At 59.0% G+C, this 26,386-nt stretch carries 31 protein-coding genes; 14 read left to right on the top strand and 17 right to left on the bottom strand.

The features are described from left to right. Positions 1 to 10: 10 nt before the first annotated feature. A complete protein-coding gene (locus DXT88_RS22675) occupies positions 11 to 982 on the bottom strand; it encodes a DMT family transporter (protein WP_265216133.1) in 972 nt (323 codons plus the stop codon). 69 nt (positions 983 to 1,051) lie between these two features. Next, positions 1,052 to 1,510: a hypothetical protein gene (locus DXT88_RS22670; protein ID WP_265216132.1), complete on the bottom strand. Its 459-nt coding sequence runs from the start codon at positions 1,508 to 1,510 to the stop codon at positions 1,052 to 1,054. 122 nt (positions 1,511 to 1,632) lie between these two features. Between DXT88_RS22670 and DXT88_RS22665 the strand changes: the two genes are divergently transcribed. Further along, positions 1,633 to 3,648, top strand: a complete 2,016-nt coding sequence (locus tag DXT88_RS22665; protein ID WP_265216131.1) for an OPT family oligopeptide transporter — start codon at positions 1,633 to 1,635, stop codon at positions 3,646 to 3,648. Between the two features lie 15 nt (positions 3,649 to 3,663). On the opposite strand, the gene DXT88_RS22660 is transcribed toward DXT88_RS22665, so the two are convergent. Together DXT88_RS22660 and DXT88_RS22655 are read right to left on the bottom strand one after the other, a co-directional pair. Further along, positions 3,664 to 5,193, bottom strand: a complete 1,530-nt coding sequence (locus DXT88_RS22660; RefSeq protein ID WP_265216130.1) for a YifB family Mg chelatase-like AAA ATPase — start codon at positions 5,191 to 5,193, stop codon at positions 3,664 to 3,666. Between the two features lie 10 nt (positions 5,194 to 5,203). Further along, complete coding sequence (locus tag DXT88_RS22655; protein ID WP_016836063.1) at positions 5,204 to 5,446, bottom strand: accessory factor UbiK family protein; 243 nt, start codon at positions 5,444 to 5,446, stop codon at positions 5,204 to 5,206. A gap of 540 nt (positions 5,447 to 5,986) precedes the next feature. On the opposite strand from DXT88_RS22655, the gene DXT88_RS22650 reads away from it, so the two are divergent. The 7 genes from DXT88_RS22650 (at position 5,987) to DXT88_RS22620 (ending at position 11,986) form a co-directional block, all read left to right on the top strand. Then, the gene (locus tag DXT88_RS22650; RefSeq protein WP_029363891.1) at positions 5,987 to 6,778 is read left to right on the top strand and encodes a TorF family putative porin; all 792 of its coding nucleotides are present in this window, start codon (positions 5,987 to 5,989) and stop codon (positions 6,776 to 6,778) included. A gap of 11 nt (positions 6,779 to 6,789) precedes the next feature. After that, positions 6,790 to 7,128: a P-II family nitrogen regulator gene (locus DXT88_RS22645; protein ID WP_007884397.1), complete on the top strand. Its 339-nt coding sequence runs from the start codon at positions 6,790 to 6,792 to the stop codon at positions 7,126 to 7,128. Positions 7,129 to 7,139: 11 nt separating this feature from the next. Continuing rightward, positions 7,140 to 8,684, top strand: coding sequence for an ammonium transporter (locus DXT88_RS22640; protein ID WP_265216129.1), 1,545 nt, complete (start codon positions 7,140 to 7,142; stop codon positions 8,682 to 8,684). A 265-nt stretch (positions 8,685 to 8,949) separates the two neighbouring features. Further along, positions 8,950 to 10,245, top strand: a complete 1,296-nt coding sequence (gene gshA / locus DXT88_RS22635; protein WP_016836060.1) for a glutamate--cysteine ligase — start codon at positions 8,950 to 8,952, stop codon at positions 10,243 to 10,245. Positions 10,246 to 10,278: 33 nt separating this feature from the next. Beyond that, positions 10,279 to 11,226 (top strand): glutathione synthase, encoded by a 948-nt coding sequence (gene gshB, locus DXT88_RS22630; RefSeq protein WP_265216128.1) that lies wholly within the window; start codon positions 10,279 to 10,281, stop codon positions 11,224 to 11,226. A gap of 61 nt (positions 11,227 to 11,287) precedes the next feature. Continuing rightward, complete coding sequence (locus DXT88_RS22625; RefSeq protein ID WP_265216127.1) at positions 11,288 to 11,695, top strand: PTS sugar transporter subunit IIA; 408 nt, start codon at positions 11,288 to 11,290, stop codon at positions 11,693 to 11,695. A 21-nt stretch (positions 11,696 to 11,716) separates the two neighbouring features. Beyond that, complete coding sequence (locus DXT88_RS22620) at positions 11,717 to 11,986, top strand: HPr family phosphocarrier protein (RefSeq protein ID WP_016836057.1); 270 nt, start codon at positions 11,717 to 11,719, stop codon at positions 11,984 to 11,986. A gap of 497 nt (positions 11,987 to 12,483) precedes the next feature. Here DXT88_RS22620 and DXT88_RS22615 read toward each other — a convergent pair whose 3' ends face one another. The 13 genes from DXT88_RS22615 to DXT88_RS22555 form a co-directional block, all read right to left on the bottom strand. Continuing rightward, the gene (locus DXT88_RS22615) at positions 12,484 to 13,725 is read right to left on the bottom strand and encodes a phage head morphogenesis protein (RefSeq protein WP_265216126.1); all 1,242 of its coding nucleotides are present in this window, start codon (positions 13,723 to 13,725) and stop codon (positions 12,484 to 12,486) included. Next, positions 13,712 to 15,238: a DUF935 domain-containing protein gene (locus tag DXT88_RS22610; protein WP_265216125.1), complete on the bottom strand. Its 1,527-nt coding sequence runs from the start codon at positions 15,236 to 15,238 to the stop codon at positions 13,712 to 13,714. The genes DXT88_RS22615 and DXT88_RS22610 overlap by 14 nt, the downstream gene beginning before the upstream one ends. 1 nt (position 15,239) lies before the next feature. Continuing rightward, entirely contained in the window at positions 15,240 to 16,832 is a 1,593-nt protein-coding gene (terL, locus tag DXT88_RS22605) for a phage terminase large subunit (RefSeq protein WP_265216124.1), read from the bottom strand. Continuing rightward, the gene (locus DXT88_RS22600; RefSeq protein WP_265216123.1) at positions 16,825 to 17,322 is read right to left on the bottom strand and encodes a DUF1804 family protein; all 498 of its coding nucleotides are present in this window, start codon (positions 17,320 to 17,322) and stop codon (positions 16,825 to 16,827) included. Before DXT88_RS22600 ends, terL begins: the two co-directional genes overlap by 8 nt. A gap of 6 nt (positions 17,323 to 17,328) precedes the next feature. Beyond that, positions 17,329 to 17,610, bottom strand: coding sequence for a hypothetical protein (locus DXT88_RS22595; protein WP_265216122.1), 282 nt, complete (start codon positions 17,608 to 17,610; stop codon positions 17,329 to 17,331). Further along, the gene (locus DXT88_RS22590) at positions 17,600 to 17,818 is read right to left on the bottom strand and encodes a TraR/DksA family transcriptional regulator (protein WP_265216121.1); all 219 of its coding nucleotides are present in this window, start codon (positions 17,816 to 17,818) and stop codon (positions 17,600 to 17,602) included. The genes DXT88_RS22595 and DXT88_RS22590 overlap by 11 nt, the downstream gene beginning before the upstream one ends. 41 nt (positions 17,819 to 17,859) lie before the next feature. After that, positions 17,860 to 18,333, bottom strand: coding sequence for a hypothetical protein (locus tag DXT88_RS22585; RefSeq protein ID WP_265216120.1), 474 nt, complete (start codon positions 18,331 to 18,333; stop codon positions 17,860 to 17,862). After that, on the bottom strand, positions 18,330 to 18,980 hold the full coding sequence (locus tag DXT88_RS22580; RefSeq protein WP_265216119.1) for a transglycosylase SLT domain-containing protein: 651 nt from the start codon (positions 18,978 to 18,980) through the stop codon (positions 18,330 to 18,332). The genes DXT88_RS22585 and DXT88_RS22580 overlap by 4 nt, the downstream gene beginning before the upstream one ends. Then, on the bottom strand, positions 18,977 to 19,291 hold the full coding sequence (locus DXT88_RS22575; protein ID WP_265216118.1) for a putative holin: 315 nt from the start codon (positions 19,289 to 19,291) through the stop codon (positions 18,977 to 18,979). Before DXT88_RS22575 ends, DXT88_RS22580 begins: the two co-directional genes overlap by 4 nt. A gap of 117 nt (positions 19,292 to 19,408) precedes the next feature. After that, positions 19,409 to 20,125 (bottom strand): SOS response-associated peptidase, encoded by a 717-nt coding sequence (locus tag DXT88_RS22570; RefSeq protein WP_407649391.1) that lies wholly within the window; start codon positions 20,123 to 20,125, stop codon positions 19,409 to 19,411. A 16-nt stretch (positions 20,126 to 20,141) separates the two neighbouring features. Then, positions 20,142 to 20,489: a hypothetical protein gene (locus tag DXT88_RS22565; RefSeq protein WP_265216116.1), complete on the bottom strand. Its 348-nt coding sequence runs from the start codon at positions 20,487 to 20,489 to the stop codon at positions 20,142 to 20,144. Continuing rightward, a complete protein-coding gene (locus DXT88_RS22560; RefSeq protein ID WP_265216115.1) occupies positions 20,486 to 21,004 on the bottom strand; it encodes a hypothetical protein in 519 nt (172 codons plus the stop codon). The genes DXT88_RS22565 and DXT88_RS22560 overlap by 4 nt, the downstream gene beginning before the upstream one ends. Positions 21,005 to 21,079: 75 nt before the next feature. Beyond that, positions 21,080 to 21,553 carry a helix-turn-helix domain-containing protein gene (locus tag DXT88_RS22555; RefSeq protein WP_265216114.1) on the bottom strand — a complete coding sequence of 158 codons (474 nt, stop codon included), beginning with the start codon at positions 21,551 to 21,553 and terminating at the stop codon, positions 21,080 to 21,082. A 99-nt stretch (positions 21,554 to 21,652) separates the two neighbouring features. Here DXT88_RS22555 and DXT88_RS22550 point away from each other — a divergent pair, with 99 nt between their 5' ends. The 6 genes from DXT88_RS22550 to DXT88_RS22525 are packed head-to-tail and all read left to right on the top strand — an operon-like array spanning position 21,653 to position 26,383. Beyond that, positions 21,653 to 21,856 (top strand): DNA-binding protein, encoded by a 204-nt coding sequence (locus tag DXT88_RS22550; RefSeq protein ID WP_265216113.1) that lies wholly within the window; start codon positions 21,653 to 21,655, stop codon positions 21,854 to 21,856. A gap of 44 nt (positions 21,857 to 21,900) precedes the next feature. Further along, positions 21,901 to 22,944: a hypothetical protein gene (locus DXT88_RS22545; protein ID WP_265216112.1), complete on the top strand. Its 1,044-nt coding sequence runs from the start codon at positions 21,901 to 21,903 to the stop codon at positions 22,942 to 22,944. An 11-nt stretch (positions 22,945 to 22,955) separates the two neighbouring features. After that, positions 22,956 to 24,572 carry a Mu transposase C-terminal domain-containing protein gene (locus DXT88_RS22540; RefSeq protein WP_265216111.1) on the top strand — a complete coding sequence of 539 codons (1,617 nt, stop codon included), beginning with the start codon at positions 22,956 to 22,958 and terminating at the stop codon, positions 24,570 to 24,572. After that, complete coding sequence (locus DXT88_RS22535) at positions 24,572 to 25,561, top strand: AAA family ATPase (RefSeq protein ID WP_265216110.1); 990 nt, start codon at positions 24,572 to 24,574, stop codon at positions 25,559 to 25,561. Before DXT88_RS22540 ends, DXT88_RS22535 begins: the two co-directional genes overlap by 1 nt. A 16-nt stretch (positions 25,562 to 25,577) precedes the next feature. Continuing rightward, complete coding sequence (locus tag DXT88_RS22530; protein WP_265216109.1) at positions 25,578 to 25,790, top strand: hypothetical protein; 213 nt, start codon at positions 25,578 to 25,580, stop codon at positions 25,788 to 25,790. Between the two features lie 2 nt (positions 25,791 to 25,792). Then, positions 25,793 to 26,383 (top strand): hypothetical protein, encoded by a 591-nt coding sequence (locus DXT88_RS22525; RefSeq protein ID WP_265216108.1) that lies wholly within the window; start codon positions 25,793 to 25,795, stop codon positions 26,381 to 26,383. Positions 26,384 to 26,386: the final 3 nt, after the last annotated feature.

Raw genomic sequence — 26,386 nt, 5'->3', positions numbered from 1 at the left:
TCAGGTGAAATCAAGGTAAATGCGAAACCGCAGGCCGCCGCGAGAACGTCCGCACGCCGTAGACCACGCCGATGCACAGCAGCACTGCACCGGCCAATACGCGCAGGTCGGGCGCGACGCCGCGCAGCAGGAAAGCATACAGCAAGGCGGCCAGCGTTTCGAACACGATCAGCTGCGCCACCAGCGCAGTCGGCAGCAACTGGCTGGCCTTGTTCCACAGCAGCGTGCCCAGCCACGACGCCGACAATCCGATCACCAGCATCATGACGACGAAGGTTCCGGGACGTGGTCCCAGCGGGAACGCGTAATCGCTGCCGCTGGCGACGCCGTATATCCCGAACAGCGCGAAGCCGATCAGCGCCATCGGCAGCGTGGCCAAGCCCTGCGCGGTGGCCCAGGTGACCGAGTTGATGTGCGTGTGAGTGCGCAGGTAGCGCGAATTGACGATCGGATACCAGGTCCAGGCGGCGATGGCGCAGACCGCGATGAGGCAGCCCAGCGCATAGTCGGTGGTGGAGCGGGCGTTGCCGATGGTGTCGCGCAGACGCTCCAGCTCGCTGCTATTGACCAGCGTCAGGCCCAGGCCCAGGATCACCAGCGACGGCGCCAGCCGGCTCCATGCGACCGATTCCGAGACGTGACCGGGACGCCAGTTGGCGCACACCGAAATCACGATCGGCAAGGTGCCGATCAGCATCGTCGGCAAGGGTGCATCGGCCAGCTGGATGGCAGTGGCCAGCATGGCATAGTAGATCAGGTTGCCGACCAGGGCGAGCTTGAAGGCGACGGTCCAGTCCTGCCGGCTCAGCAGTCCGATGCGACGGCGATCGAACCAGGCCGGCGCCAGCGCGATCAGGCCGAAGGCGACATAGCGTCCCAGCGAGAGCACCACGCCGGGGTAATCGCCGAGTAGCAGCGGCGTGACAAAGACCAGGCCCCACATCAGGCCGGCGCACAGCGCGCAGAGTATTCCAATGAACATATAAGAGTCAGGACAGAGTCAGGGGGAGGCCACGCGCGGCCCGCAAAGGCAGCCGTAAAGTGTCGCCATTTATTCGCATTCGCGCTGGAATTGTTGTTCCGCTTTGGCGCGTCGGCTGTATTCGATGTCGCCGGAAGGACGACCTTGCAAGCTGTTGGACGATTGCACCTGCAGACCCGGCATCGGTGACGGCGGGGGCATCGGCGCTGCGCGCCTGCCGTCGCGGCGCGGCCCTTCCGGATAGACGTCGCGCGGTGGCTCAGGCGGCGCCTGGCGGGCGCGGTCAATATCGGCGCGCAGCTGCCGGCAGCGCGGGCTCAGCGTCTCTGGCCGATCCTTGCCGGCGGGGTTCCTGGCGGCGTCGCCGAGGTCAAGGTTGAGGCCTGTTTGCGCGCCGGGCGGCAAGGGACTCATGGCCTTGCCGATTGCGTTACTGTCCGCAGTAGTTGAATTCGCGGCACCGAATGCGCCGCCGCTGGTCAAAGCCAGCAACAGGGAGGCGACGGCAAGGCGGACGGGCTGATTCATGGCGGCGGGATTTTTTCTGCGAGAACGCCATGATAGCAAACGATGCCGCACCGGCAGATGGGCAGAAATGACGGCAGATCATTCCAACCGACCAACGGCAATTCAAGAAGGAGCCATCCCCCATGTCAGCTTCCCATCCTGCTTCCGCGCAATACAACATGGCTGAACTGACGCTGCGCGGCGTCATCCTCGGCGCACTCATCACCATCGTGTTTACGGCGTCCAACGTCTATCTCGGGTTGAAGGTCGGCCTGACGTTTTCCTCGGCCATCCCTGCGGCGGTGATTTCAATGGCGGTGCTGCGCCTGTTCGGCTCCGCCAGCATCCTCGAAAACAACATGGTGCAGACCCAGGCCTCGGCGGCCGGCACGTTGTCGGCGGTGATTTTCATCCTGCCCGGGCTGGTGATGATCGGCCACTGGCAGGGTTTCCCGTATTGGCAGACGTTCGGCATCTGCGCTGCGGGCGGCATGCTCGGCGTGCTGTTCACGATTCCGTTGCGGCGAGTGATGGTGGTGCAGAGCGAACTGCCTTATCCGGAAGGACTCGCGGCCGCGGAAATCCTACGGGTCGGCAATGCCGACACCGCCGACGGCGGTGACGACGTGCGCAAGGGGCTCAACGACATCTGGGCCGGCAGCATCGTGTCGGCGGCGGTGGCGCTGGTCACCGGCGGTTTTCGTTTGCTGTCGGAGGGACTGAATGTCTGGGCCGGTATCGGCGCCGCGATTTTCCGGCTGCCGCTGGGTTTTTCACTGGCCCTCCTTGGCGCCGGCTACCTGATCGGCATCGTCGCCGGCGTGGCGGTATTGATCGGCGTGATCATCAGCTGGGTGTTCGCCGTGCCGATCCTGAGCATGCTGACGCCCGCGTCGCCGGGCACGACGCTCGCCGCTTACGCCACCGGCTTGTGGGGCAGCCAGGTGCGCTTCATGGGCGCCGGCACCATCGGCGTGGCGGCGGTGTGGACGCTGATCACGTTGTTCCGGCCGATGGTGGCGGGCGTGCGCGAGTCGCTGCGCAGTCGCAGCACGTTCGACGACGGCAGCGAGCGCCCGCTGACCGACCGCGATTTGCCTGTGCGCGCGATTGCCCTGATCGGCGTGGCGGTGATGGCCTTGCTGACGCTGATCTTTTCCGTGTTCCTCATCGATGCCCGACTGTCGTTGCCCCTGCTGTGCGGACTGGTTGCCATGAGCCTGGCGTTCTCGTGCGTGTTCGGCTTCCTGGTGGCGGCCGCCTGCGGCTACATGGCCGGGCTGGTGGGATCATCGAGCAGTCCGATTTCCGGCATCGGCATCATCGCGATGATCCTGGTGTCGCTGTTGCTGCTGGCCTCGGGCAGCGTCGATCATCTGCTTGATGCGCCCGGCTCGAGCAAGCTGCCGATCGCCCTGGCGATCTTCGTGACCGCGGCCATCATCGCCATCGCGGCCATCGCCAACGACAACCTGCAAGACCTCAAGACCGGCTGGTTGGTAGGCGCCACGCCTTACCGCCAGCAGATCGCGCTGCTGATCGGCTGCGTCGTCGGCGCCGCGGTGATCTCGCCGATTCTTGAGCTGCTCTACAACGCCTACGGTTTCGTCGGTGCGCTGCCGCGACCCGGCATGGATGCTTCGCACGCGCTGGCGGCGCCGCAGGCGACACTGATGACGGCGATCGCCAACGGCATCTTCATGCATCAGCTGAACTGGACCATGATCCTGATCGGCGTGGCCATCGGCGCGCTGCTGATCGTCATCGACATCGTCCTGGAAAAACGCGGTAGCAAGGCGCGCGTGCCGGCGCTGGCGGTCGGCCTGGGGATCTACCTGCCGCCGTCGGTCGGCATGGCGCTGGTGGCGGGCGCGCTGATCGCATGGGGTTTGCAGCTGCACCTGGCCAAACGCAAGGCGTCCGGCGACAAGGCCGGGGCTGGGCGCATAGAACGGCGCGGCGTACTCGTGACGTCCGGTCTGATCGTCGGCGAAAGCCTCATGGGCGTGATCCTGGCAGCGGTGATCGGCGCCACCGGACGTGACGATCCGCTGGCGCTGGTCGGCGCCGGTTTTGCGCCGGCTGCGCAATGGCTGGGATTGGCGGTGTTCGCGCTGGTGATCGCGTGGTTCGTGCGGCGATTGCTCAAGGCCGCCTGAGGAGAGCGAACTGCGTTATTGCTCGCGTAGCGCGCGCCGATACTGGATTGCTTCGGCGATGTGGGCCTTGCCGATGATCGGGACTTGCGACAAGTCGGCAATGGTGCGCGCCACCTTGAGCACGCGGTGATAGGCGCGCGCCGACCAGTTCAGGCGCGTCATCGCGGTACGCAGCAAGTCTTCGCCGGCGGCATCGGGTTTGCAATGCAGATCGATTTCGGTGGTCGACAGCAGGTAGTTGCTTTTGCGCTGGCGCTGTTGCTGCACCTCGAAGCTGCTTGCCACGCGCGCGGCAATGTCCGCCGATGCTTCGCCTGCGGCTTGTTGCAGCAAATCGTCATGCGCGATGGCGCCGACCTGGATTTGCATGTCGATGCGATCCAGCAGCGGACCTGAAATTTTTCCCTGATAACGCGTCACCTGATCCGGCGTGCAGCGGCATTCGCGATGACGCGCGCCAAGGAAGCCGCACGGACAGGGATTCATCGCAGCGATGAGCTGGAAGCGCGCCGGGAAATCAGCCTGACGCGCGGCCCTGGAGATCGTGATCTGGCCTGATTCGAGCGGCTCGCGCAATACTTCCAGCACCTTTCGATCGAATTCCGGGAGCTCGTCGAGGAACAATACACCGCGATGCGCCAACGAGATTTCGCCGGGGCGTGGCGTGCTGCCGCCACCGACCAGTGCGACGCCGGATGCGGTGTGGTGCGGCGAACGGTAAGGGCGCACCTTCCAGCGCGCGGCGGAAAATCCGCTGGTCAGCGATTGCACGGCTGCCGATTCCAGCGCCTCCTCATCGGTCATGGGCGGCAAGATACCGGGGAAACGCGCCGCCAGCATCGACTTGCCGGTGCCGGGAGGCCCCACCAGCAGCACGCTGTGGCCGCCGGCTGCAGCGACTTCGAGCGCGCGCTTGGCCTGCAACTGGCCTTTGACGTCGGAAAAATCGAGATAGGCTGGTGCGGCAGGCTTGATGGCCGGCCGGTGCTGTGTCAGCCGTACGTCGGTGTCGGCGCCGCGAGCGGCGAAATGGGCGCACACCTGCAGCAGCGAATCAGCGGGGAAAATGGTGGCGTCGGCGACCAGCGCGGCTTCGTCGGCGCTGTCGCGCGGCAGGATGAAAATACGCCGGCGGCCGTCGCTGTGATGCGAGGTGCGCATGGCGTAGGTCATCGCCAAGGCGCCACGGATCGGTCGCAAGTCGCCCGACAGCGATAATTCGCCGGCGAATTCGTATTCGTCGAGATCGTCGCCGGGCATTTGTCCGGAGGCAGCCAGGATGCCCAGCGCGATCGGCAAATCAAAACGGCCCGACTCCTTGGGCAGGTCGGCGGGCGCAAGATTGACGGTGATTCTTTTGGCGGGAAATTCGAAGCGCGCGTTCTGCAGGGCGGCGCGCACGCGGTCCTTGGATTCCTTCACCTCGGTTTCCGGCAGGCCGACGATGGTGAAGGACGGCAGACCGTTGGCCAGGTGTACCTCCACCGTGACCTGGGGCGCTTGCATGCCCGCCAGCGCACGGCTTTTCAATACAGCAAGGCTCATGGGGATGGAATCACGAGGCTTTCTGGCGTGCTTCGAGTTCGGCTACGCGGGCTTCCAGTTCTTCCAGTTTGGCGCGGGTCTTGGCCAGCACCTGCGCCTGGATGTCGAATTCTTCGCGGGTCACCAGGTCCAGCTTGGAGAAACCCTGGCTGAGCATGGCCTTGACGTTTTTCTCGATGTCTTTGGCGGGAGAGTTTTCGATTGCCTTGTTGATTTTGGACTGAATATCTTCGAAGAATTGTGGTTTGTCCATGATGCTTCCTTTATTTTGAGTAATGACTATCCGACAAGTGTAGCGCTTTCGTTGTCGTGCGGGAAAACAAAGCAACGCAAAACACGCCGGTGCAATCGGTGTGATGGTGCTGCATGTCAGAATGGAATAGCGCCGAAACGTTCAGCGCCGGTTGCGGCGGGTGTCACGGTTTATCCAATCGTCGGGGACGGTTGCCGCAATCCGGCATGAAGCGGCTTTAGATTGATGTCATTTTTGCAACACTTTTATGCGTCCTCAACCGGGTGGCAAAACTGCGCCCGGCGATGCACCATAAAAAACAAAAATTTCCCAAGGGAAAATGTTGCGTTGAAATTGTTGCGCACTATTGTTGTGCGGCGACGTTTGTGTTTCACTCTAATGCACTGTTTTTGGGAAAAAAAGAAAAAATGCCTAATTGGAATGTTGATTTGCGCTAAAAAAAGTAACGCAAACTGCCAAAAAAGGGTTGGCATGGCTCCTGCTATACAAGTTGTGCAGAAATGAACAATTTGTTGTTTAACAGAAACCTAGAGGGACGCCATGAAAAAATTGATTCTTGCAGCCGCAGTCGCAGCATCGTTTGCATCCAGCTTCGCGCATGCCGAGGACGCACCTAAGCCAGATAATGAATTCACCTTCAATGCGGCAGTCGTCAGCGACTATCGCTACCGCGGTCTGACACAAACGCGCTTCGATCCGGCTTTGCAAGTGGGTGCCGACTACACTAACAATCCAACCGGTCTGTATCTGGGTACATGGGCGACCAACATCAAATGGATCAAGGACGCGGGTGCCAATACGACGCCCCCTACCAACACCAAGGGCAATATCGAGTGGGATATCTACGGTGGCAAGCGCGGCGATATCGGCGGCGGTTTCACTTATGACGTCGGCGGCCTGTACTACTACTATCCAGGCAACACATTGGCAAACAGCGGCGTCAAGAATGCCAACACATTCGAACTCTATGGCCAGGTCGGCTATGGCCCTGGCTACTTCAAATATTCGCAATCGCTGACCAATCTGTTCGGTGCTGTCAACAGCAAGTACAGCCAGTACTACGATCTGGGCGCCAACATCGACAGCTACTTTGGCACCGTGGTAGGTCTGCATCTCGGTCACCAAAGCGTCCACGGCTCGACCGCCCAGTTCAGCTACAACGACTGGAAAATCGGTGTGAGCAAAACATTTGAAGATCTGGCCGGCATCACTCTGGGTGTGGCATATGTCGGTACTGACCTGAAAGACGGCGTTAGCACAACGCCAGCGTCAAATGGTCTGAAAAATGTTGGTCGGAATGGCGTTGTTTTCTCCCTTAGCAAAACTTTCTAATTGAGGTCGGTATGAAACTGATTACAGCGATCATCAAACCATTCAAGCTCGACGAGGTCCGTGAAGCCTTATCGGCGATCGGCGTGCAAGGGATCACCGTGACGGAAGTCAAAGGTTTCGGCCGCCAAAAGGGCCACACTGAGCTGTATCGCGGTGCGGAATATGTCGTGGACTTCCTGCCGAAGACCAAGATCGAAGCCGCCGTTGACGATTCCATCGTTGAGCGCGCGCTGGAAGCCATCGAGGCTGCAGCACGTACAGGCAAAATCGGCGACGGCAAGATCTTCGTACAAGATCTGCTGGACGTTATCCGCATCCGTACCGGCGAAACCGGCAAAGACGCTCTTTAAGGGGGACAGTAATGAGTATCAAGAAAATGTTTTCAAGTGCGCTTGCAATCGGCACGTTGTTGTTGGCGGTGAGTTTCGCCGCACCGGTCCAGGCGCAAGACGCGCCGAAGCCGGAAGCCGCCGCTGCTGCTGCTCCTGCGGCGGAAGCGCCGAAGGCTGACGCACCGAAAGCCGAAGCGCCTGCAGCGGCTCCTGCTGCTGCCGCTGCTGCAGCCCCGGTTGCCGCCGCAGCTGCACCTGTGCTGGTTCCGAACAAGGGCGACACGGCCTGGATGCTGGTGTGTACTGCATTCGTGATCCTGATGACATTGCCGGGCCTGGGCCTGTTCTACGGCGGTCTGGTCCGCAGCAAGAACATGCTGTCGGTGCTGATGCAATGTTTCGTGATCTTCTCGCTGATCTACATCCTGTGGTTCGTCTACGGCTACAGCATCGCATTCACTGAAGGCAACGCGTTCTTCGGCGGCTTCGATCGTCTGTTCCTGCACGGCCTCAACGGCGACTCGACCACTGCAACCTTCAGCAAGGGCGTCGTGATTCCTGAACTGTCGTTCGTGGCCTTCCAGGGCGCGTTCGCAGCGATCACCGTGGCGCTGATCATCGGTTCCTTCGCTGAGCGCGTGAAGTTCTCCGCCGTGATCGCATTCTCGATCCTGTGGTTCACTTTCTCGTACCTGCCGATGGCCCATATGGTCTGGTTCTGGCCTGGTCCGGATGCATTCACCGACGCTGCTGCTGCAGAAAAGGCGACTGCGATCTCCGGCTGGTTGTTCCAGAAGGGCGCGCTGGATTATGCCGGCGGCACCGTGGTGCACATCAACGCTGCGATCGCCGGCCTGGTCGGTTCGTATGTGATCGGCAAGCGCGTCGGTTACGGCAAGGAAGCCTTCAAGCCGCATAGCCTGACGTTGACCATGGTCGGCGCCTCGCTGCTGTGGTTCGGCTGGTTCGGCTTCAACGCCGGTTCCGGTCTGGAAGCCAACGGCGGTGCAGCGTTGTCCTTCGTCAACACCATCCTGGCAACTGCTGCTGCAGTGCTGTCGTGGAGCTTCGGTGAATGGATCGGCAAGGGCAAGCCTTCGATGCTGGGTGCAGCGTCGGGTGCAGTCGCCGGCCTGGTGGCGATTACTCCTGCAGCCGGTTTCGTCGGTGTCTGCGGTGCGGTCGTGATGGGCCTGCTGGCCGGTCTGCTGTGCCTGTGGGGCGTCACCGGTCTGAAGAAACTGCTGGGTTCGGACGATGCGCTGGACGTGTTCGGCGTGCACGGCGTGGGCGGTATTCTGGGTGCGATCCTGACTGGCGTGTTTGCTGCGCCTAGCCTGGGCGGCACAGGTATCTACGATTACGTCGCCAACGCAGTCGCTCCCGACTACTCGATCGGCGGTCAGGTCTGGATTCAGTTCCAGGGCGTGCTGACTACCGTGATCCTGTCGGGCGTGGTCTCCTTCATCGCCTACAAGCTGGTCGACATCGTGATCGGTCTGCGTGTGACGGAAGAAGAAGAGCGCGAAGGCCTGGACATCTCCAGCCACGGCGAATCGGCTTACCACTCTTAATCAGTTTTCCGGGGCCCCGGCCCCGTTCAGAAGCGCCCGCGACTCCGGTCCGGGCGCTTTTTTTATGTCTCTTTAAAAAAACGACAACGCCGCCATGTAAAAGACCTCTCCACCAGATATTGCCGGGTGGCGAAGGACGCAATAGCCAGAATCCCGCTAAAATGGCCGGTTCCTGTCGGTTTTGTTATCGGTTCTTGCCATCGATCGCCGCCGCAGTTTGTCTGATTTCGTCCAATCGCTACCGAGCACGCGCAGAAGGTCTTTTATGGTTCCGCATCTTGTCACCGCCCTCAACGGTCCGCTTCTCGACCTGGAAAAGAAAATCCTGGGCGCAACTCCCGCGATCGAGCGCTGGTTCCGCATGGAATGGCAAGAGCACACGCCGCCGTTCTATTGTTCGGTCGATCTGCGCAACGCCGGCTTCAAGCTGGCGCCGGTGGACACCAACCTGTTCCCGGGCGGTTTCAACAATTTGTCGCCGGAAATGCTGCCGCTGGCCGTACAAGCCGCGATGGCTGCCATCGAAAAATATTGCCCCGATGCAAAGAACCTGCTGCTGATTCCGGAGAATCACATACGCAACAGCTTCTACCTGCAAAACGTCGCGCGGCTGATGCAGATCTTCCGCCAGACCGGCCTCAATGTGCGCCTCGGTACGCTGGAAGACATCAAGAAGCCCAAGCTGATCGACCTGCCCGACGGCAGCACCATCACGCTGGAGCCGCTCGAGCGCTCCAAGAACGGCCGTCGCCTGGGTTTGAAGAACTTCGATCCGTGCACCGTGCTGCTCAACAACGACCTGTCGATCGGCATCCCGTCGGTGCTGGAAAACCTCGACGAACAAAACGTCCTGCCGCCGCTGCATGCAGGCTGGGCAGTGCGGCGCAAGAGCAACCACTTCTCGGCCTACGACGACGTCGTGAAAAAATTCGCCAAGCTGGTCGATGTCGATCCGTGGATGCTCAATCCGCTGTATGCCAAATGCGGCGAGCTCAATCTGCAGGAAGACGCCGGCTCGGACTGTCTGGCCGACAACGTCAGCAGCCTGCTGTCGAAGATCCGCAAGAAGTACAAGGAATACGGCATCAAGGAACAGCCGTTCGTGATCGTCAAGGCCAACGCCGGCACCTACGGCATGGGCATCATGACCGTCAAGGACGCCAGCGAAGTCAAGGACCTGAACCGCCAGCAGCGCAGCAAGCTGGCGGTCGGCAAGGAAGGACTGGAAGTCAACGAACTGGTGATCCAGGAAGGCGTGCATTCGTTCGAGCGCATCAACGAAGCGGTGGCCGAACCGGTGGTCTACATGATCGATCGTTATGTCGTGGGCGGCTTCTATCGGGTCCACGCCGATCGCGACATCAACGAAAACCTGAACGCCCCCGGCGCCCATTTCGTGCCGCTGGCATTCCAACAGCAGCATGCCTTGCCGGACCTGCAAGCCAAGCCCGGCACTGCGGCGCCGAACCGTTTCTACATGTACGGCGTAGTGGCGCGCCTGGCGCTGCTGGCCGCGTCGCTGGAAATGGAAAAGACCGATCCGAATCCGGAAGTCTATTAACCTTATCTGGCTGACATTTTTGACGGACATTTCATGAAAATCGCTTTCCTCGCCGACCCGCTCGACACCTTCAAGACCTACAAGGACTCGACCTTCGCCATGATGCGCGAAGCCGCCCGGCGCGGCCACGCCATCTACGCGTTCGAGCAGACCGACGTCGTGCTGGAAAGCGGCCTGGTCACCGCCAATGTCGCGAAGATCACGCTCACCGGCGAGGCCGACGACTGGTACCGCGCCGATGCCCCGGCCTCGACCTTCCTGTCGGAGTTCGACGCCATCGTGATCCGCAAGGATCCGCCGTTCGACATGGAATACATCTACACGACGTATCTGCTGGAACTGGCCGAGAAACAGGGCGCACGTGTCTTCAACAAGCCCGAAGCCATCCGCAGCCACAACGAAAAGCTGGCGATCGCGCAATTCCCGCAATACACCGCGCCGACCCTGGTCACGCGCGACGCCAAGCGCCTGCGTGCGTTCCACGCAGAACACAAGGACGTGATCCTGAAGCCGCTCGACGGCATGGGCGGCATGGGCATCTTCCGCATCGGCCAGGACGGCATGAACCTCGGTTCGGTCATCGAAACCCTGACCGACAACGGCAACCGGACCATCATGGCGCAGCGTTTCATCCCGGAAATTTCCAAGGGCGACAAGCGCATCCTGCTGATTGGCAGTAAAGTGGTGCCGCACGTTTTGGCGCGCATTCCGCAAGGCGGGGAAGTGCGCGGCAATCTGGCGGCCGGCGGTCTCGGCGTGGCGCAACCGATTTCGCCGCGCGAGCTGGAGATCGCCGAAGCACTGGCGCCGGTATTGGCGCAGCGGGGGTTGTTGCTGGTAGGATTGGACGCTATTGGCAATTATTTAACAGAAATCAACGTCACCAGTCCGACTTGTTTCCAGGAAATCACGCAGCAAAGCGGCTTCGATGTTGCCGCCATGTTCGTCGATGCGCTGGAAACCGCAGTCGCCGGCAGCTGAATCAATCATCCGGCGCCCGGTCTGGCAACGTACACAACGTACATATAGCAAGCAGAAATTCATGGTCGGTATCCTTCTCCTTACGCATGCTCCGCTGGGTCAGGCTTTCATTGCAGCGGCCACGCATGTCTTTCGCGGCTTGCCGGAACGCATCGAAGCAATCGACGTCATCGCCGACCAGAACCCGGCGGAAGTGCAGCGCATGGCGGCTGACGCCGTGCATCGCCTCGACGACGGCAGCGGCGTGCTGGTCATCACCGACGTCATGGGCGGCACGCCGTCCAACTGCACCGGTTACCTGTGCGCCATCGACAACGTCGAAATCATCGCCGGCATCAGCCTGCCGATGCTGCTGTGCGCGCTGACCTACCGCAACGACACGCTCGATGTCGTCATGGAAATGGCATTGGCCGGCGGCCAGAGCGGCGCCGTCCGCATCGACAACCGCATTCGCGTTTCATCCCAATAAAAGCACAAAGAAAGAACTGCCATGATTCAAAAAGAACTTGAGATCATCAACAAGCTCGGTCTGCATGCGCGCGCGTCGGCCAAATTCACGCAACTGGCGTCGAAGTACAAGTGCGAAGTGTGGATGACCTTCAACAAGCGCCGCGTCAACGCCAAGTCCATCATGGGCGTGATGATGCTGGCCGCCGGCAAGGGCACCAAAGTGCTGCTGGAAACCGAAGGCGACGACGAGCAGGATTGCTTCAATGCATTGGAAGCGCTGATCCTGGACCGTTTTGGCGAAGGCCAGTAATCCTGGTGAAGTCGTAAGTCTTCGAATTTTTCCCGTTTGTTTTCCTCTTGTTTTGCCGCACGATTGCTAAATCACGCGTTGTCCGGTAAGGTTTTGAGAGCTACCGCGCATGAACACAGATGACGGCATAACAAAATAACGCAGGAGACAGAGGGGGGATGTTTAGATTGAGTTAAGGGAAAAAGACCAGAAAAACCCGGAAAACCCGATTTAACGGGCGTTTCAGGGCAATTTGAAGAATTATCAACAGACGTTTGAATTGATCTAAATTCTGACAGGAAATAGGCTGCAATTTAAGAATAAATACCCAACAGCCGATTCATTTGTGTTCAGAAACCATCAGAACGGCCCGGAGTAAATCCGGCAGGCTTCCAGAATTCCAAAAAATAGACCTATAATCGAAGCACGGTAAGTCAGTGGACTGGAAATGGCCCAGCTATCGCGCCGGTAACGGCCCGCATTATGAGACGCCCCGCACCTCCTGACTTACCTTCCTTCTATTCCAGCTTCCCCGCTATCAACGTATATTGCGCCTGCTTGAGATTCCGCAGGTTCGCAGTCCCCAGCGAGACCACGCTGACCACGTCTTCCCCTTTATATTTTTGATTCGGGCGCAAGGCGATCTTTGGAACGGCATCGTTAAACGACCCTTTGGGAACGATGATCAAGGTCTTGCCCTTGGTATCCCACAGCACGGCCCTGTAATCACCCAGCAGTTCCGGCAGCTTGGCAATCCACTCGGACGGCCAGACCTGCGCGGCGTTCGTTGCGGCCTTGTGTGCGCCTTCAAGGTGGATCGTGCGCCGGTCGAAGACGCCCACGGCAATGGAATTCAATTCGACCTCAGGAACGGCGGCTGCAAGGCCCATCGTGACACCGTCAGGAAGATAACCGACGATTTGAGCCACGCCACGCGGCTGACCGTCCTGCCGCACCTTCTTGTACCAAGCCTGCCAGCGGTCGGACAGCACCTTGCGATAATCTTCCGTGACCGACTGGCGCACGGCGGTGGCTTGCAACTCCTGCGGCATAGTCGCCAGCTTCTTGCCAAGCGCCAGTTCGGGCGATATCCACGACTCGCCGACATTGTGATCCCAGCCAGCGTCGATGCCGAGAGGCACGCGGTCTGTAATCTCGCCATCCTTCGTGACGATATTGCGGTAACGAATGACCGGGTCTTTTGATACCGATTTTCCAGCGGCAACCATCTCCGCATACGAGTACGACCGAACAGTGCAGCGGCAATTCCAGCCGTTCGGCGGGTAGTACTGGCTCCAGAATGAATGCGTGACCGGCAGAATGGTGCCGTCCAGCTTCATGTGCGCCGGACGCGTCTTGTTGTCCTTCACGGCGCGGTATTCAATATATGGGCGGCGGTCGGCATTGGCGACGATTTGCTGCCAGCGCCCGGCCATGTACGCGCTCTGCATATTTGTGTTGTAGATCAACGCCGTGCGCCAGCCGCGCTTACCCTTATACGCCCAGCCGTTGCGCTGCACGGTCTCGTCGAAGTCCTTGCGGAACTGGCTCAGCGTCTGGCCTTGGTCAATGGCCTTTATGAGTGCCGTGTGAACGTCCTTGACCACATCCAGCGGCGCACCGGCGATGGTGAACTGCTTGGCATGGATCGGCCCCAGCAGGTCGTTCCACTTCTCCGTCGCCATCGGAATCTTGCCACGCAGGTTGTCGATGGCCTGCGTGGCCTTCACACCAAATGCCTGGACGTTAGCGGTCGTCATCGTTGTAACCTTGAGTGAACGACCAGACGAGCGCCTTGTCGGTCAACTCTCTCAATTCCGTGATATCCATTTCGCCGACGAGTGCAACCAGATCGGCACGAACATCGGCCAGCGACTTGCCGTCCTTCTCGGCCTGCGCCAGCATGCGGGCAATCGGCTCAATGACGTTCGCTTCGATGGCGTCATCTGCGGCCATCGTCGCCGCAATAATGGCCTCTTCTTCGTCGGGGGCGGTGAACTCATGGCCGGAGTTCTTGCCGGTGAAATCGGTCGACGTATCAGGCGGTGTACTGGCGGTGCTGACTGGCAGCAGCGCGTCGGCGTCATCGGCTGCAACCGGGATGTTCAACTCTTCCAGCATGGCCCTGCGCGACGGTCTTGCACCCATGTCTGCCGCTACTTTGTAGGTGTCGGCGCGTTCCTTGCCAGCCGTCTTGGTCTTGAAAAATTCAAGCTCCGGCGACGGTACATCCGGCCCGAAATTGAAGGTAGTGATGTGCCGGAAAATTTTTGAGAACGATGTCGCCGCGATAGATCGGTCAGAATTGTTGATCATGCTCTGACGACGCTCGGCGGTCTCACTCGCTGCGCGTGAGCCGGTATTCTGTAGCTCAGAAACCATCGCCTGTCCGGTCAATGCCTTGGACATCTCCCGATTCGACAGGTTGATAAGCGATTCCTGCGGCAAGTTGCTGCCGCTGCTGGTCGGCACCAGCAGTTCGACGCCGGTGCCGTCAGGCACCAGCGCATAGCCGCTGTCGATCATGGATTCAATCGCTTCACCCAGATCGGCCAAGTCTTTGTCGCTTGCGCCCTGACCATAGCGCGCCACCGGCCACGGCAAGCCATGGCGTTCGCAGTACTTCACGAAGTATTTCCAGCCGCCTGTCTTGAACGTCCACGGCCAGAAGCATGACGACAGCAACGCTTGCCCGTATGGATTGGTGGTGCTTGCCATATGGCGCGAAACGACAAACCGATAGGATTCCACTGGAACGCCTTCAGGACTACCCTTTGAGATCAGAAGCGGGTTCGCGTCATAGTCGAACGAAAAGCGCCGGTTCGGCCTGTCCAGCACCTCGACGGGAACGATGTTCCCTTCCCAGTAGCCCCACACCAACTCATGCGGCGCGTAGCCCTTGAAAATGGCCGACATCATCTGCCACATGATCTCTTCCCAGTCAGCCGCAGGATTTGGGCTGTGGTTCTGCATCCAGCGTTCGCATAGGTCACGCGCTGCCTTCGCCCGCGTGTCTTCTTCGGCCCATGTCACGATGCGATAGTCCATGTCGGCGAACTCGCCGCGAATAGATCGCACGTCACCCATCACATGAGGATCGGAAAGAATGGAGGCATACACGCGGTCGGCCATGCCCATGGCGCGCAGAATCGGGTCAGGGTTCGGCATAGTGTGCAGCTTGCCGAAGAAGTTGGGATCAGAGTCGAAGCCTGCGGCCTTCATGCCCAACACGCCCTTAACCGACGCCACCATCTGTTTGATATTGAGTGCCATATTATTTTCTCTTGCCTGAAATGATTCGTGGCACAGCGCCACCGATGAAACTGAAGGCCAGCATGAACAGCATGTGCAACGCATCCGGGCCGTCGTCGTGATCCGCTTCGGGATAGAACTGCAATTGCGTGTTCAGCACTGAGTGCTTGATATGCGAGCGGATGGTGCCGTTTGCCACGTGTGGTTGCATCGACAAAATGCGCAAGTCCTTGTCGGTGTTTGGTGTAATACCTCGCGCCGGAATCGGAATACCCATCTTGCGCGAAATCTTCACCATTTCGTCTTTCAAGAACTCCTGAAACTGGATGGTTTCAACACCCCATACCAGACAGCGATACTCTCGCTGCAATTCGACCACCGTCATGATTTGCAGATCAGGCACCATGCGTGCGATGCGGGCTTCAACTACATCAAGCAGGCCGTGTTCGCGATCCAGTCCGCCGACAAGAATCGCGCAAGGATCGCGGCTTTTGTTCTGCTTGCCCATGGAAGGATCGTGTGCGCCGAAGAACACCCAGTCGCGGCATGGTTGCACCCAGTAAGTTAGGTTGCGGAACGGTGCGCTGTCGTCGTTGCCGGGGTTGTTCTGATACTCCGCATCGAACGACATGTGATCCACGGCGCGGATTTTCATCAACGCCAACAACGGACGCATCGACGGCCAACTCACAACAGACCCCAGCTCCATGTCATAGCGGCGATGCTGGTAGTAGAGGTCGGCGGCTTCCTCGCCTTCGTTGAGATAGGTCTCTTCCCACTTTTCCCACAAGTCCATGCGGGACGGGTATTCGATGATTGCCGAGAACTTGAACGACTTCCACATCGGATTCTTATGCGTGCGGTTCGCAACAGAGTCGTAGTGCAAGATCGTGTTGAGATAGAGAACGTCCATGCTGCCGTCTGGCGGGCCGAGCGGCAAGACCGTGCGCTTCATCCAGCGCTCAGTTTTGTCGCGTTGCGCTTTTTGCTGCACGTTCTCATCGTTCTCGATATCGTCCAGCACGACCAAGTCGGGCCGGTACGGACCATGGCGAATACCCCGCATCCGCTTGCCGGAACCGAACGCCTGCACCTTGATATTGTTCCGCGTCAGCAGGACACCAACGTTCCAGACCCGGCCAGCGCCGCACACCTCCGGAAAGTCCATTGCGAGACGCGGGTTGCTTTCCAGTTCGCTTTTGATCGCTTCCAGCATGGCGTATGACTGGTCGATAGCGTCCATGATGATCGGGATAAAGCGCTTTCGCGCCGTCACGATGCACCACAGGACAAGCAACTGGGTGACCAACGTAGACTTGGCTTCGCCGCGTGGTGCGGAGATGTCCAGCAAGTGGCCTCGCGTGTCGTCCAGATAGGACGGCAGGTTTTCAAACACCCATTCATGAAACACGGAGCTATCGCCCTTGATGTAATGCGGGAAATAGGTCTGTACGAAAAAGCCGTACCCGTTCTGAGTCTTGGTGACGCGCAGATCGCGGGCCGCGTGGTCGACAGGAAAAGCAGCGCACGCCGTTTCAATGAGCGTGCGCTGTTCTTCCGCAAATGCCGTCAACTCGGCAAGAAAGTCTTTCGACGAGAGTTTCAGCTTAGCCATACTTCTTCGCGATCTCCGGGCCGAAGCCTTCGACGATTTCTAAGAACTGGTCGCGCAGTTTGGGAAAATGGGCATTGACGTAGGTCGACATATCGCGCAACAAGTCCATGGCGATAGACAATTCAGACAAACGCGGATTGCCGCGTGCGGCGGCGTTGATGGTCTTGACGTAGCTATCGGAAAGGCGCGCCAAAATTTCGGCTTTTTGGCCGGGCGGAATATCAGTCTTTTCCTTGATGTCATTGAGCGTCGCCATGAACAAGGTCGACATCTCTTCAAGAATTTGCCCGGTCAATTCTTCCATGCCGCCGCCTGACAGCCGGCGCGCAGCGCGTGCAACGTCCCAGTCATCGCCGCTTTGCTTCGCGATACGTTTCCAGTTGCGGGCAGTCTGATACGAAGCACCTGCAAGGTCAGCCGCAGTTGCCAGCGGCTGACCTTGCACGTACTTAGCACGCACTTCATTTTTGATTTTTGGGTCGATTGCCATTGATGCTCAACCAGTCTTGATGCGGATGATTTCGATCAGCAGAGTCGCAACCGTTCCCGCGATGCCGCCACCAGCCGCTGTACGTACCAGCAGCGTCTTGTGATCCGTTTCCAGTTTCTCGACCCGCTTTTCAACGTTTTGAAAGCGGGTTTCGTTCGAGGTATGGATGTCGTTGATGCGCTGATGCAACGACGCGTTGCTGGACGACATGAGGTCGCGCAAGCCCTTTAATTCCCCCTGAATCTGGCCGAGTGCGGCCAAGATTTGACCCTCTGCTTTAGCGTCCATGCTTGCGTGCCTTTTCGATGATGGTTTGACATTCGGCGCAACGCTGCGCGTGTGGCACCGCTGCGCGGCGCTTGGCCGAGATAGGTGCTTCACAATCGACGCAGTCTGGCGTTCCCTTGGTGGCGCTGGCACGGCGCGCCGCTTCGATGCCCGCAAGTCGTGCGGACTCTTCCAATCTCTGCGCCATCTCAAATTCGTGTTCAGTCATATGATTTTTTATCGCCGTAGTAGTCGACGCATTCCTCCCTTTCAATTCCCAAGTTGCGAAGTAGCTCGCACATCTGCGTCGCCAGCTTGTGGTACATCTTTGCGACCATCCTGTGATCGGCTTCCAGCGTCCGCATCTTGCCGTTCTCCGGCTGCGGCAACCGTGCGGGCGCCTGCGTCAGATTCGACGGCGGCAACACCTTCAACGGTTCCTGCGTTGGCGGCACGCCAGCGCTGCAAGCGATCAGCAGGCAACTCACAATCGTCAATAGAATTTGGCGCATCATGTGCGGCCTCCTTTTCAAGTTGGTCAAAAGCGCTGTCGAGGTTCCGGCGCGCTTTCTCAAACGAGTCACCGGCGTGCTGGTTCTTCTTCAGATTTTTATCAACACGCTTCACCTCGGCCTGACTGGACTTCGCGACGATCTTGTTCGCCACGACCGATTCGCCGGTGAAGTAGCAGACCGCATAGCCTGCACAGAACAGGCAGATAGCGGCGATGATTTGCTTCATCATTGGCAACTCCCTTGGCCCCAGCCATTCGCGACGTACAAGGGTTCGTAGCGCTGCAAAATGCGTTTGGGATAGTCGGCGTTCTCGCGCTGATTGGGCGGCGATATACCGGGATTGATCGCACACGTCGCGTCCAGGCACTTACGGGGTGTCGGCGACAGTGCTTTGCGCTTGTTCACCCAGCCCAGCCCGCCGTTGTAAGCCGACAGCGCGAAAGCAACTTGCTCGCACAGGCTTTCACCAGCGACGCGGTCGAAGAGGAACAGGTCATAGCGAAGCAGCGCACGCATCGCCCACACCGGATTGGTTGGCGAGTTGTCCGCCAGATCGGGATAGACGCCGCTGATCCACGTAGCGGTCGACGGCATGAACTGAGAGAGGCCGACAGCACCGACACGACTGCGCGCTGCGGCGTTCCATTGGCTTTCTTGATGAATCTGCGCGGCGAACGTAGCGACTGGCGCATCTAAGCCCCAGATCATGTGCGCCTGTTGACGTAGCTGACGCTTGTACTGCGACGCGCCCTGTGGCACTTGCGCCTGCGACGATTGAACGAAGCCAGACAGAAGCGCCAATGCCAGCCACCAGACCAACCACAGGGAGGTCGGTGACGACGTAAGGCGGGAAAATGTTCTGCGTACCGATGTCATGCCGCCAGCCCGACGCAGATCAGGCTTGCGGCGATGATGATGGCGCGGCGCAGACTCGCGAAGTTCAACGCGGCGGCGTCAAGATCGGTTTGGATTTCGCAGACGCCGTCCTTGCAGTAGACGTGCGGTCGACCATACGGGAACGCAACACGGTCGAGCCAGTAGCCACCCCAGCCACCAAGCGACATGAGATGTGCTTTGTACAGCGAGACAGCGATCAAGGGATCGGACTGGCGGAAGATATACGCCAGCGCCATCAGTGCAAGACTGACGACGAGACAGACGGTGAGGCGGGGAAATTTGTTAAACATGCAGCGCTCCAAAACAATCGGATGCGCTTATGTGGTGGCACCCCGAAACCTATTGACCGCAGGTTACGGGGATAGAGGTGCTCCGTATTTGTGAAATGTTTCACAGCGGTGCGATGTTCACGTGGGCCGGGTTGCAGCGGGTGCTATAAATGCGCGGCCTTCTTCGATAGTCGTTTCGGACGGATGCTTTGCATGGTTGATAGCGTCGGAAACCTTGTACCAGTCGAAGTCACTTGCGGGACGCAGCCCATGCCTCGCCAGCGTGAAAATTTCTTGTGTCGTGGCACTGATGTCCAGCCACTTCAACGCGGCGTCAGGAGCAAGAATAACGGGCCTGCGGGGATGTATGTCGGACAGTCCGGCATCCGCGTCAGTTGTCAATATGCCGACGCCGACTTCAACTTGTTGTTGCTGATTCGGTTTGAAGTTGGTGAGCGCAGCGGCAAACATCGGTTTGTCCGTCTTCAGCCGGATGTACCAAGGCTGTCGACGCGTCTTCTCGTCGCTCCATTCGTACCAACCGTCCATGGGAACGAGAACGCGGCCAGACTCAAACATATGGCGCACGAAACGTCCAGTCGCCGCCATTTCTAGCGGGATGGTCGGGCTGCGGGATTCACCTCTTGCCATGCCGTCAGGCGAGCGATATCCGAACGGAAGTGTGTCAGACCCCAACTTCCCGTTCAGGACATGGAGGGTCAACAGAAACATGCCCGTTGCGACGCTGTATTGGGGGATTAGATCGCCGCCGACCCACTTAGCGTGTTCGTATGCGGCACCTAGTTCCTGAATGGCATCTAGCCGGGTGCTTACCCGAACGAACCGGCCCGCCATGCGATACCCATGGTGATCACTTCTTGCTGATTTCTGACAGCAGTCGACGCGCCTGCTGCTTTGCTGCCCCCAGTGATGGTGCGTCGAGCTTATTGCAGTACACCTCAACGTTTCCTGCATCGCCCTGATTCACCTTTGGCGATCCCGAATTGAGGATGGTCAAATACCATGCGCAGCCCATCACTGGGTTGAGCATTTCGCCGTTGCGTGGACTCACGTAGGAATACGCGAGATTCCGCTGTGCTTGATAGTCACCCGCCAACGCCTTCTTGCCTAGCGCGTCTTGTGCTTCCAACGCGTGCGCGATTCCCATGGCCGCAAACGGCAGGATCAACGCTGCGACGATTTTTCTTGATGTGGTCATACTGTTTTTCCCTTCCAATGTTCGCCCCACAAGTGCATTGCAAATGATAAAACACAACGCATTTGCCAGTAGTTCAAGTCATTCATTTTCGACGTGCCGAAATGATCGCGAGTGAACTTTGAAATCGCTGGCTGTTCCTTCGGGCAGATTGTCCAAATGCGCAGCACTTGGGACACCATCGCGGACTCGCCTTGATGTTCACCCAACGCACAGGTCTTCCAACCCGTCAGGTACATTGTCGCTTTGCGGTACATCTCGTCGCTTACTTCTTCAATCGACGCGACGTTCAATTCCTGATTCATCGAATGCCGAATCAGCCGGGCGCTTACGATGCGCTGCTCTGCGTTTTCGACCTCGGCCACCAGCGTGCTGATGTAGCGCCGCTGCTCGCGAGACAGCATTTTGGTCTCTGGCACCAACAAGGGAAGCGGCACCCCATTGTGTACTGTGATGTGAAGATCGCCACCGACCTGAATGTTGCTACTGCCCGTTACGTACTGCTCATTCTTTGACACGATTACAACCCCTTTATTCTTTTGCACTGCTTACTGGATGCTGACTAACAGCATGCAGTTTAAATGCAGTGCAATTTATTGTGTTTTTTTTGGGGTTTTTTGTTGTCGCATACCGGTCTGAATGTTTCCGTTGCCGGTGATGACCTGCGCGTGCTTGCCTACCTGACCGTGGATCGTGGTCGCCGAGCCAGCAGGCGCTGCGTTGGCTGCGGCCTGTGGTGCGTTCAATAGCGCCACCATCATTTGGGCGAACTGCTGCCCAGACACTGCCAGACCACCGGCCTGCACCATCTGGTAGGCCGTTTCCGCTGTTCGTCTCACATCTTCTATTTCTATTCCCATGGGGCGCAGCCGCACGCCCGTCAAGACGTATTGCGTATCGAATCCCGCCGCATGCACTTTTGCCAAGAATTCAGCGTCAGGCGAGCGCTCGCCTGATTCGTAGTTGAACAGCGTCTTTCTGGTCACCCCTGTCACTTCCATCACTTCCGCCTGCGACAAGCCTGCTCCCTCACGCTCTTCCTTTAAACGCGCCCCGATTGTGTGCATAAATTTTTACTCATGAAGTGGTTGACAATGGGTAAATATGTACCCATAATGAAGTTCAAATGTACTCACATTGAACTGCAATATCACGAGAGGCTAACTATGACAGGCGAACAAGCAAAGCGCAAGCTGAGAGAGCAAGGCATCACTTTGAAGCAGTGGGCAGAAGAGAACGGACACCCGTATTACATGGTTTCGCGAGTGATAAGCGGTGTCATGAAAGCAAATTACGGCAAGGCCCACGACATCGCGGTGGCCTTGGGCATGAAGCAGCAGACCACTAACGGCAGCAAGCAATCAGCTTAAAAACAGGAGAAATCGTAATGAGTAAAGAAATACACATTGACCCGATGGAAGGCGTCGCCAAGCCGAAAGCAAAAACCCGCGCTGCGAGCGCCCCTGTGACCGATGTCGTGGTCAAGGAAGCCGGAAATGTGAAAGTCGACAACGTTGTCAAATACGACGCCGAGCAAGTGCGCTCGTTGGCGGTACGGTTCGGCCTCGATATGGACATGCCGCTGGAACAGCGCATGGATCGCGCTGTGCGGCACCTCAGCACCTCGGCGCAATACATGCTTGCGGCGGGTATTGACCTGTTGAGCCTGCGTGAAGAATGCGCGCACGGCGAATTCCTCAAGATGCTGGAAGAGCAAGGCGTCGAAGAGCGCGCCGCGTACCGCGCCATTCAATACACGCAATTCTTGCTATCCCGTTCCGAGTCGGAGCGCGACAAGCTGCTTGGCCTGCCGAAAAGCCATGTTCTGGCCATCGCCAGCGCTGACCCGGAAGTCATCGACGACCTTCTGCAAAGCGATGACAAGGAACTCGCCGGGCTGTCTGTGCGGGAACTTCGCACCACCATCAAAGACCTGTCTGCGCGCAAGACAGACATCGCCGTGCAGTTGGAAAAATCCGAATTGGAAGTCGAACGCCTGAACGGCATCGTCAAGCAACTGCGCGAAGCCCGCGTCAAGACTGGCGGCGACGTGCCGGTGCCGGTGCAAGACATGCGGCTGGAATGCGCGGCGCTCTACAAGAAAGCCGAGCTTTCGGTCGATGACATGGAGTCACTGATCAAACGATTCCTCGCTGAAGAGATGGAATTCATTGACTGGAAGGACGCTGTCGCCCGGCACCTCGTCGCTGCGCTGAGCGCGTTGCATGCGCGCACCGGTGGCCTCTTGTCTCAACTCGGTAGCTCCTTCGGCCCGGCTGCTGGCGTGCTGGAAATCACCGATGTGTTCAGCCCTGAAGAAGTGCTGCGCTGCGGTCAGGAATACAAAACGCTGACCGAAGAGCATAAGCACGAACAGACCGTGCGCGAGTGGGAACGGGAAATGGAGCGCCCAGCTAAAGCCGGTCGCCCGAAGAATAAACCGCAGGCTGGCAAGTAAGGGGCAGGCCCATGGTCGCACTCGTAAAAGCATCCACCGGACTTCCAGCCGTACAGGAAGCCGACCCATGGATGGCGGCGTCAACGCAGCAGCGTCAGACCGCGCAATGGCGTCACCAGCTGATCGCTCCGGCGCTGGCTTTGATGGAGCATGGCGCGTCCGCCAACCATGCTGCGCAACTGCTGGCAAAGAAGATCGAAGTCGGCGCGCTCAGCACCACCGAGAGCCTGCTGGTGGCGAAGCTGAAGGAAACCATTTCCGTGCCTACGCTAAAGCGTTGGATGGCCGACTACAAGCGCGACGGTAAGGCCGGGCTGCTGCCAAAACATACCGGGCGCGTCCGCAAGGACTACGGCTGGGAAGCGCGGGCAACCGAACTGTTCAACATCCCCAGTAACCCCGGCTATTCGGGGGTGGCGCTGAAGCTGCGCAAGGAAGGCTACGACTCGGCGACCGAGTCGCGGGTAAAGCGGTATCTGAAGTCGTTGCCTGCAACGCTGGGCAAGCACTCGCCCCAGCGTGTCGGCAAGAACCTGCACAAGCTGCAACGGCAGATTTGGCAACCGCGTGATCGCACCACGCTGCTGGTCGGTGAGGTCTACGCAGGCGACGGCCACACCTGCGACTGCTACGTGGCGCATCCGAACACCGGACGCCTCTATCGCCCGGAACTGACGGCCTTCATCGACATTCGGTCGGCCTACGTCACCGGCTGGTACATCAGCGAATCCGAGTCCGCGCTATCGACTCTGTTCGCGCTGTCTTCGGCGATGGTGCGCTTTGACCACGTACCTGCGGCGCTGTATCTCGACCGGGGCGCAGGTTATCGCGCCAAGCTGCTGAACGACGACAGCACCGGCTTCTATGAGCGTTTCTCCATGTCGGTCATCGGCGCGTTGCCGGGCAACCCGCACGGAAAAGGCTGGATCGAACGCTGGTTCCGCACGGTGCGCGACCACCACGACAAGTTCTTCTATGACGGCATGGTGTATTGCGGCGGCGACATGGCAGCAGAGGTGAATCGACGCCTGTCATCCGAAATCGAAAACGGACGCCGCAAGATTCCTTCGCTGGCCGCTTACGTCGAGAGCCTTGCCAACTTCATCGACGAGTACAACAACACGCCGATGCAGGCGCTTGATGGCATGACCCCGGCGCAGGTCTGGCAAGGGCTTGAACGCGTATCCGTTGAACTGCCTGCCGAGGCGATCATCAGGCCGCGTGAAATCCGTACGGTGCAGAAGCGCCACCTGATCGAACTGCACAAGCGAATTTACTGGCATGAGGCGCTGACGCTGTTTGAGCAAGGCACAAAGCTGGCCGTCGAATACGACCTGCACGACGACAAGCATGTCCGGCTGTTTGAAGAATCTGGCCGCTTCGTCTGTGTTGCCAATCTGGTCGAGACGATTGGCGTGGTCGAACCTTCCCGCATCGACGAACAACGTCAGAAGCGACTCAAGGGCCAGCAACGCCGCCTGGAACAAAAGCTGGACGAAGCACAGGCGCGAGCGCAGGACAGCATCACCGCTGGCTCCCAACTGCAACAACTTGAAACGGTAGAAGTGCCGCGACTCTCACGTAAGCGGAATTCGGAAATTGTGATTGACCTCTTGGAGAAAAAATAATGGCAACAGCACCAAAGCAAGCAGCACCCTTGACCGTTCCGACCACATGGGCGGAAAGCTACGACGCCGCCGATGTGGATGCCGCGAAGCGCATTGTCGTGTGGCTCAACGACAAGGAAATGACCCGCAGTTGGCTCGCACGTTTGGCCCGTATCTCGCCGTCGACCATGTCGCAGATTTTGAGCGGCAAGTATCCGACCTCGCCGAGTCGCCAGCTTAGCGAAATGGAAGCCGCCATCGAAGCGCACGAAACGCGTTCCTCCGTGGCGACCATCCCGTTCGTTACTACGTCCATCTACCAGATGACAGCGCTGGTCTGCGACCGCGCTCGCAAGTATGCGAACTTCGGCATTCTCACGGGCGCCGTCGGTGTCGGCAAGACCGCTGGCCTGAAGCAATACCAAGGCCAGAACGAACACACCATCATCGTAGAGGCCAACCCGAATATGACAGCCGGTGTGCTGCTGACCGAGTTGCTGACAGCGCTGGGTGCGCCTTGCCCGAACTCCATGGACAAGAAGTTCAGCGCGGTGGTGGAAGCCCTGAAGGATACGACCCGCCTGCTGATCATCGACGAAGCCGAGACCATGATGCCGCAGTGCCTGCATTACCTGCGCCGCATCCGCGACAAGGCCAATGTCGGCATCGTGCTGGCTGGCACCGACCGCCTGATGCAACTGATCAAGCCGCTGCGCGGACAGTTCGATCAGATTCGCAGCCGCGTGGGATTTTGGCCGGCTGCGATCCAGCGCGCAGAACGCGCCGATATCGACGCGATTGCACAGGCTGCACTGGCAGATCAAGGTGAGCTTGCGCCGGACGTTCTGGAGGCTATCTGGCACTACTGCCAAGGCTCCGTTCGGATGCTGGTCGAAAACCTGATCCCGGCATTGCGCGACTACGCCTTGCACAAGTACGACATCTCGCCGGAAGTCATCGACCAGACCGCAGAAAAAGTTCTGTTCATGCCACCACGCCGCACCGTTTGAACTCAGGAGAAACGCCATGAAGAAACTGATTATTGACCTCGCGACCGGCCTGTACCGCTGGTGGCTGCAACAGCGCCTGCTGGGTCTGCTGGAACGCCAAAGCACGATTGACCGCCTGCTGTGGGAAGCCAAGATCGACGCCAAGCAGGCCGAGCAGCGTCACGAAGCGCAGACCGAAGAGTTGGGCCACAAGCGTACCGCCATCCGAACTGCCTTACTGCGCCTCTGACTATGCCGCTGCCTACCGTTACCTGCCCGAACTGCCGCGTCGTCATGAGCATGGATTTGATGCTGACTGAAGACGCGCCACGCGATGCGCTGCACGCCATCATCGACGCGCACCCAGCGGGCAATACCTTCATCAAGCCGCTGCTGCGCTATGTCGGTCTGTTTGCCCCGGAAAAGAGTCAGCTAAACCACCGGCGCATGGCGGCGCTGATCAACGAACTGGTGCCGTCTATCCGGGCGGCGCAAGTGGAACGCAATGGGCGCACGTGGGCCTGCCCGATTGCGTACTGGCAAATGGGCTTTGAACAGGTGTTGGCGCAACGCGACGCCGGGCAACTGCGGCTACCGCTCAAGAGCCACGGCTATCTGTTTGAGGTGCTGGCCGGAATGGCGAACCGCGCCGAGGGAGCCGCCGAGAAGAAGACCGAGAGCCAGCGAGCCGGACACGCCGGACAGGGCAGCACTGCCGAGCGGCGTGAGACAGGCACCGTGACAACCGGGCCGGTTGTGCTGAATGCGGCGCTGCCTAAGCAAAAAATGCCTGACCACGTCTTGGCGGCATTGAAAGAATTGACCACAAACAAGAAGTCCTGATTG

It is taken from the genome of Herbaspirillum lusitanum (assembly GCF_026127345.1).
GTDB classification, from domain to species: Bacteria; Pseudomonadota; Gammaproteobacteria; order Burkholderiales; family Burkholderiaceae_D; genus Herbaspirillum; species Herbaspirillum lusitanum.
This window is presented reverse-complemented; position numbering and strand designations above follow the sequence as displayed.